Annotated in this window: 1 rRNA gene; it reads right to left on the bottom strand. The window is 55.8% G+C overall.

The features are described from left to right. A 23S ribosomal RNA gene (locus tag FS818_RS28250) occupies positions 1-672 on the bottom strand; the annotation flags it as partial.

Here is a 672-nt window from a genome sequence, read left to right as displayed (position 1 = left end):
TTGGATAAGCCCTCGACCGATTAGTACTGGTCAGCTCCATGCATTACTGCACTTCCACCCCCAGCCTATCTACCTCGTCGTCTTCAAGGGGTCTTACATACTGGGAAATCTCATCTTGAGGGGGGCTTCACGCTTAGATGCTTTCAGCGCTTATCCCGTCCGTACATAGCTACCCAGCGGTGCTCCTGGCGGAACAACTGGTACACCAGCGGTACGTCCATCCCGGTCCTCTCGTACTAAGGACAGCTCCTCTCAAATTTCCTACGCCCACGACAGATAGGGACCGAACTGTCTCACGACGTTCTGAACCCAGCTCGCGTACCGCTTTAATGGGCGAACAGCCCAACCCTTGGGACCTACTTCAGCCCCAGGATGCGATGAGCCGACATCGAGGTGCCAAACCTCCCCGTCGATGTGGACTCTTGGGGGAGATAAGCCTGTTATCCCCAGGGTAGCTTTTATCCGTTGAGCGATGGCCCTTCCATGCGGTACCACCGGATCACTAAGCCCGACTTTCGTCCCTGCTCGACTTGTAGGTCTCGCAGTCAAGCTCCCTTATGCCTTTGCACTCTTCGAATGATTTCCAACCATTCTGAGGGAACCTTTGGGCGCCTCCGTTACTCTTTAGGAGGCGACCGCCCCAGTCAAACTGCCCACCTGACACTGTCCCCG

Origin of the sequence: Paenibacillus xylanexedens (assembly GCF_007680605.1) — a bacterium.
GTDB lineage: Bacteria > Bacillota > Bacilli > Paenibacillales > Paenibacillaceae > Paenibacillus > Paenibacillus xylanexedens_B.
This window is presented reverse-complemented; position numbering and strand designations above follow the sequence as displayed.